Source organism: Pseudomonas sp. BCRC 81390 (assembly GCF_030341915.1).
Lineage (GTDB): Bacteria > Pseudomonadota > Gammaproteobacteria > Pseudomonadales > Pseudomonadaceae > Aquipseudomonas.
The window spans coordinates 301,064-306,882 of the sequence record NZ_JATAAG010000069.1 but is presented as its reverse complement, the minus strand read 5'-3'; the positions used below and the strand labels follow the sequence as shown (position 1 = coordinate 306,882).

The 5,819-nt window shown below is 52.8% G+C and carries 7 protein-coding genes; all 7 read left to right on the top strand.

The features are described 5' to 3' along the window. Positions 1 to 1,404: toxin glutamine deamidase domain-containing protein (locus tag QSV36_RS22855; RefSeq protein ID WP_289134669.1), on the top strand; the 1,404-nt coding region annotated here is incomplete at its 5' end. After that, positions 1,404 to 1,685: a YrhB domain-containing protein gene (locus tag QSV36_RS22850; protein WP_289134666.1), complete on the top strand. Its 282-nt coding sequence runs from the start codon at positions 1,404 to 1,406 to the stop codon at positions 1,683 to 1,685. The genes QSV36_RS22855 and QSV36_RS22850, both read left to right, overlap by 1 nt. Before the next feature lie 117 nt (positions 1,686 to 1,802). Continuing rightward, complete coding sequence (locus QSV36_RS22845) at positions 1,803 to 2,054, top strand: hypothetical protein (protein ID WP_289134662.1); 252 nt, start codon at positions 1,803 to 1,805, stop codon at positions 2,052 to 2,054. Between the two features lie 569 nt (positions 2,055 to 2,623). After that, positions 2,624 to 2,971 carry a hypothetical protein gene (locus QSV36_RS22840; RefSeq protein WP_289134659.1) on the top strand — a complete coding sequence of 116 codons (348 nt, stop codon included), beginning with the start codon at positions 2,624 to 2,626 and terminating at the stop codon, positions 2,969 to 2,971. A 116-nt stretch (positions 2,972 to 3,087) separates the two neighbouring features. Next, the gene (locus QSV36_RS22835) at positions 3,088 to 4,035 is read left to right on the top strand and encodes an HNH/ENDO VII family nuclease (protein WP_289134736.1); all 948 of its coding nucleotides are present in this window, start codon (positions 3,088 to 3,090) and stop codon (positions 4,033 to 4,035) included. A 2-nt stretch (positions 4,036 to 4,037) separates the two neighbouring features. Next, on the top strand, positions 4,038 to 4,499 hold the full coding sequence (locus QSV36_RS22830; protein WP_289134656.1) for an SMI1/KNR4 family protein: 462 nt from the start codon (positions 4,038 to 4,040) through the stop codon (positions 4,497 to 4,499). Between the two features lie 86 nt (positions 4,500 to 4,585). Continuing rightward, positions 4,586 to 5,819 (top strand): hemagglutinin repeat-containing protein (locus tag QSV36_RS22825; protein WP_502945742.1); only part of this gene is annotated, 1,234 nt, incomplete at its 3' end.

The following is a 5,819-nucleotide window of genomic DNA, read 5'->3' as shown; positions in this document are numbered from 1 at the left end:
CGTACCGAGGGGCAGCTGAAGGCCGACAAGGAGGCGCGTGCGGAACTCGATGCACGCGGCATCCCGGCGCCGGGTGAAGGGGCAAGCGAGGCGGCGAAAAAGGCGTACCAGGAAAAACTGGTCGCCACCGAGGCTTACCAGCGCATCATGGGTAAGTACGGCACCAGTGGTGATTATCAAAAAGTCACCCAAGCCGTTACGGCTGCCTTGCAGGGGTTGGCGGGCGGCAACCTCGGTGGTGCGCTTGCCGGTGCGTCGGCACCTTACCTGGCCGGGGTTATCAGGAAAGTCGCCGGCAATAACGAGAACGTCCGGGTCATGGCCCATGCTGTGTTGGGCGCTGTGGTGGCGCAGGCCCAGGGTAACTCGGCGGCAGCGGGTGCGGCCGGTGCAGCTACGGGTGAGTTGATCGCCGCTCGGATCTACCCTGACAAGAGTCGGGATCAACTGAGTGAGGAAGAGAAACAGACCATCTCTGCGTTGGCAACGCTTGCATCAGGGTTGGCAGGTGCTGCAACGGGCGGAGGCTTGACAGACGCTGTCGCAGCGGGCCAGGCGGGAAGGAACGCCGCGGAAAACAACGCGCTGAGCGATATTGCTGAGGCATTGGCGGCAGGCAAGACACCGGAGGTTGTGGCCGAAGAGCATGTCAAGGCAGAGAACGAACGCTACAGGCAGCAGAACTGCGCCGGGTTAAGCTCGGATGCCTGCTCGGTCAAGATGTACAAGGAGCGACGGGAACACCTGAACGATACACTGTCGACGGGGGCTGATTTTGTACCCGTAATTGGTGTTATAAAGAGCTATGCGGAAGCGGAGAGCGCGCTGGATTATCTCGCCGCAACCATAGGCATCTTCCCAGGTGTAGGGGTTGCTGCGGGCAAGGCGATTAAAGCGGCTGAAACAGCGCTGAAGAGGAGGGACCTTGCTGAAGCGTCTCGGCTGATTAATGAGACCAGTCAGTACATAGCGTCTGGCGCAAAAGCGACAGATGTGGTCGATCAAACTGCCGGATCAATAAAGAATGTTAATCCGGGTTATCCAGGCGCAGGTCGAACTCATAACTGTGTCAATTGCTCTATTGCTACTGATGCGACACTGGCGGGAAATCCTGCATCTGCATTGCCAATCAACCATACGAAAGGTGTTCCATTGAGTGTGCTGGAAAAGCAATTCAGCTCTAAATTTGGCCCTGTAACAGCGCCTGAGAATATTGCGCAACAAATGGCAAACTCCGGCAATGGTGCTCGGGGGATCGTGTTTGGTTCTTATGGGCCTGGTCAGCCAGGGCATGTGTTCAATGTGGTTAATCAGGACGGTGTTGTTAGATTCCTTGATGGGCAGACCGGGAAGCCAGCAAATCTCAGTGATTTCAAAACACTGCAGCTATTGAGGACAAATTGATGGTCACTTATGCGTATGCCTTGGAGCTGGCGAAGGAATATCTAAAGGACTCCGAAGTTCCTTTGCAAATTACATATGAGGGGGAATTTTCCGAGGGGTGGTATTTCTGCTACCAATCAAAGGAATTTTTGGAAACAGGTGAGCTGTCAGCTCAGCTCGCAGGGAATGCCCCGTTTTTAATTGATAGGCAGTCTGGTGAGCTTCATGTTCTGGGAACAGCGAAGCCCATAGACAGCTATTTGGAGGACTATATAAAAGAGAAGTCCTTGAAATCGAAGTGATTTAATGGTGTAAAAGCGGCAGGTGTCCCAGTAGAGCTAAGCTTCGATAAAGCTACTCGCACCTGGTCAAGTCCGGCAGGGCTAAATTACGGATTGGGTTCTGTTCACGGAAATCGAGTGAAGCACGTTTTGGATCACGCAGCGCCGAATCCAAACAAAACAACACACAGTGTATTTAATGTGGATCGTAAAGAGGTTTTAGGCCTAGTTGATCAGGCGTGGCTTAAGAAAGGGGCTCCGGTGTCTGGAGATCCAGGCGCTTATATTGTTCCAATGGGGCGTGCTATCGGAAAATCTGGTGAAACCAGCATAAAAATAATCGTTCGACCAGGTACGAATAAGATAATTATCGTTTACCCTGTCAAATAGAGGTTTAAAATGCTTTGTCCAAGGTGTGAGCAGGGAGACCTTTGCAAGGCCCAAATTAAGTCAAGTGGAAAGCTCGTCTATGTCTGCCAAGAATGTGAGGCGACATGGTTCTCGGTTGAGGCCATTGGAGTCGATGCTTTTGTAGATTTTGGGTCTTACATGGAGGGGCTTGGTCTTCCGCCATTGTGGAGTTCTTTAGTTTTGCTGTCTGATTAGTTGGTGCAAAAACAACAGGGAATGCTTTCGGTAATGTCGAAAAGGGCGTGTTGATAGAGGCTAATTTTGCTCAGAACAGAATTAAGTTTGATCGCTTTTTGGAAATGAAGAGGTTTGGTGTTCCTGATAATGCCGCTGGCCGACAGATGCTTACGAATCACCTGGCGCTTTCGGCAAAAACTGAAGGGAATGTGATAAACACGTACACCAACAAGTATGGTAATTCGAGGTTAAAAAGTCATTGTTCGTTGGGCCGTCGGGCAAGGCTGCTGACTTTCAGAGCACGTTCCAGATTCTTGATGATGGGACTCGCAAACTAAGCACGATCATACCGCTTCACTGAGGGCGCAGTAATGGATTTCCCGAGCGAAAGTGATTTTTTGGAAGAGTTTGGTGTTGAACCTATTGAGCTTGATCCAAGCTTGGCTTTGTGTCGTTACACAGTGAAGTCAAGTAGGAGTGATCTTGAGTTAGATATTTCTTTCAGCGCGGTTATGGAGTCGTTCCAAGTTGTCTTGAGACTTCCCATGCAGGAGCTAGCAGTCATTTCGTCTGAAAGAGTTAGATCTATCGAGGTGGTGCGAGATGGTTTCGAGGCGGGAGTTCGTGTTGTCTTTGATATTAGTGATTCAATTTCAGAGGCTATGGTTATGTTTGAACCTGATTTGAGTTGCCGATGGTGGACGTTGCGAAAAACGTAGCTGGTCTTTTTGATTTCGCTATTGAATGGTGCAAAAGACGTAAGTAAGCTCCCCGTTACCAAAGATCTTGCGGCCAAAATACATTTGGACAGCAAGGAAAACATAACAAAGTTCAACTGAGTGAGGAAGAGAAACAGACCATTTCTGCATTGGCAACGCTTGCATCAGGGTTGGCAGGTGCTGCAACGGGCGGAGGCTTGGCAGATGCTGTCGCAGCGGGCCAGGCGGGAAGGAACGCCGCGGAAAACAACGCGCTGAGCGATATTGCTGAGGCATTGGCGGCAGGCAAGACACCGGAGGTTGTGGCCGAAGAGCATGTCAAGGCAGAAAACGAACGCTACAGGCAGCAGAACTGCGCCGGGTTAAGCTCGGATGCCTGCTCGGTCAAGATGTACAAGGAACGGCGGGAGCACCTGAAAGATACACTGTCGACGGGGGCTGATTTTGTACCCGTAATTGGTGATATAAAGAGCTATGCGGAAGCGGAGAGCGCGCTGGATTATCTCGCCGCAACCATAGGCATCTTCCCGGGTGTAGGGGATGCTGCGGGCAAGGCGATTAAAGCGGCTGAAACAGCGCTGAAGAGGAGGGACCTTGCTGAAGCGTCTCGGCTGATTAATGAGACCAGTCAGTACGTAGCGTCTGGTGCAAAAGGCGCAGGGAGCGCTACAGAAGCGGCTTCTGTTTTTACTCAACAGCGTATTTTTTGGTCAAAAGATCCCATTCAGTTTGGTGGGAATAAGGTCTATCAGCGGAATGACTTATTTGATCCTAACTTGCAAACTAGTTGGCGTGAGGGTGGCAAGGTCATAACAGGTACTAATGCTGAACGTATGGCCTCTGGTCGAGCGTCCATTGGTGTAGATGGAAAGTCAGTGAACCTACACCATATGACACAAACACAGTCAGGATCTATTGCAGAAATGACCCAGAGCTTTCACCAATCTAATGGCGCAACCATTCACATTAACCCTAATACAATTCCTTCTGGTATTGATCGGGCTGCTTTTGATAAGTGGAAGGTGCAATACTGGAAACAACGATCCGCAGATTTTAGGAATTAAGTATGAGCAAAGTTACGGTGCAGCAAATTGGGGAGTTAATATCATTGCATCCTGATGTTGTGTGCTTCGGTAGTGAGGCCGATCAGGTGGGTGACGACTGGATTAAGAAAGCGGAGCAGAGGTTAGGGCTTGAACTGCCAGAGTCGTACAAGTGGTTTTTAAAAACGTATGCGGGTGGCGAGATTGGTACTGAGGAAATTTACAGTATCTATGGTGTGGACTTTGAGGAGGTCAATGGAGGGGATATTGTCTATCAACATATCGTGGGAATAAAAAATAATTTGGTAGATGGCAAAAAGCTTGTAATTAGCGAAACTGATATGGGTGAGGTCTTTTTTTTTGATTATTCAAGGTTTAAAGATGGCGAATGCCCAGTGAGTCTTCGGCTTCCGTCTGGCGAGAGTGTTAGTTACGCTTCAGATTTTTATGAGTTTTTATATAAGCGAATTTCTGCTCATATCTGATGCATTCTACACCGGCCTCGGGCCGGTGTTGTTTTTCCGCTTTACTGCAAAATCTCCCCTCCTTCACTGCTCGCTTTGGTCGTGGCTTGAGCGATCAGAGCATCATCCTCGTCGGGCAGAACGTCGAGATCGTTGCTGCCGAAAACCACAACAGCAGCGAGCAAACCTCCAAGAGCAAGAGCAGCGGCTTGACCCTGGCGCTGTCCGGTGCGGTTGGCAGTGTCATCGACACCGCTTACCAGATTACCAAGCAAGCGACCCGGGAAGAGGACAGCCGGCTTTCTGCCCTTCAGGGCATCAAGGCCGGCCTGACCGGTGTTCAGGCCTGGCAGGCTGCCCAGCAGAACGGCGGCATGACGGCGGCTAATGCTGGCCAGTTCGTCGGCATCGCCGTATCGCTGGGCGGGCAGAAATCGAGCTCGCGGCAGACCCAGGAACAGACCGTCAGCCAGGGCAGCAGCCTGACCAGTGGCAACGACCTGAGCATTGTGGCCACCGGCAACCGCGCCGGAAACGGCGGGGACATCCGGGTCCAAGGCAGCCTACTCAAGGCCGGCAACGACCTGCTGTTGTCCGCTGAACGCGACATCCGCCTTGAGGCTGCGGCCAATACGCAAAAGCTCGATGGCAAGAACAGCAGCAGCGGCGGCGCCATCGGCGCCAGCATCGGTGGTGGTCCCGACGGTGTTGGCCTCAGCATCTTTGCCAACGCCAACAAGGGTGCCGGCAACGAGAAAGGCAACGGCACGACCTGGACCGAAACCACCCTCGATGCCGGTAATGAGGCTACCCTGCGCAGCGGGCGGGATACCGCGCTCAAAGGCGCGCAGGTCAACGCCGGGAAGATCACCGCCGACGTGGGGCGCGACCTGACGCTGCAAAGCCTGCAGGACACCGACAACTACAAGTCCAAGCAGAGCAATGTCAGCGGCGGGCTGAGCGTCACCATCATCGGTACCGGCGGGGCGAGCGGCAGTCTCAGCGCCAGCAAGACCAAGCTCGACTCCAAGTACCAGAGCGTGCAGGAGCAGACCGGCCTGTTCGCCGGCAAGGGCGGTTATCAGGTCGATGTCGGCAAGCACACCCAGCTCGACGGCAGCGTCATTGCCAGTACCGCCGATGCCGACAAGAACCGCCTGAGCACCGGCACCCTGGGCTGGAGCAGTATCGAGAACAAGGCCGAGTTCAAGAGCCAGATGGCCAGTGCCAGCATCAGCGGTGGCAACGGTGGCACTGACAGGTTCACCAGCAACATGCCAAGCGGCACGTTGATCGCCTACAACCACAGCGGCAGTGCCAGCGGCACCACGGCTTCGGCCG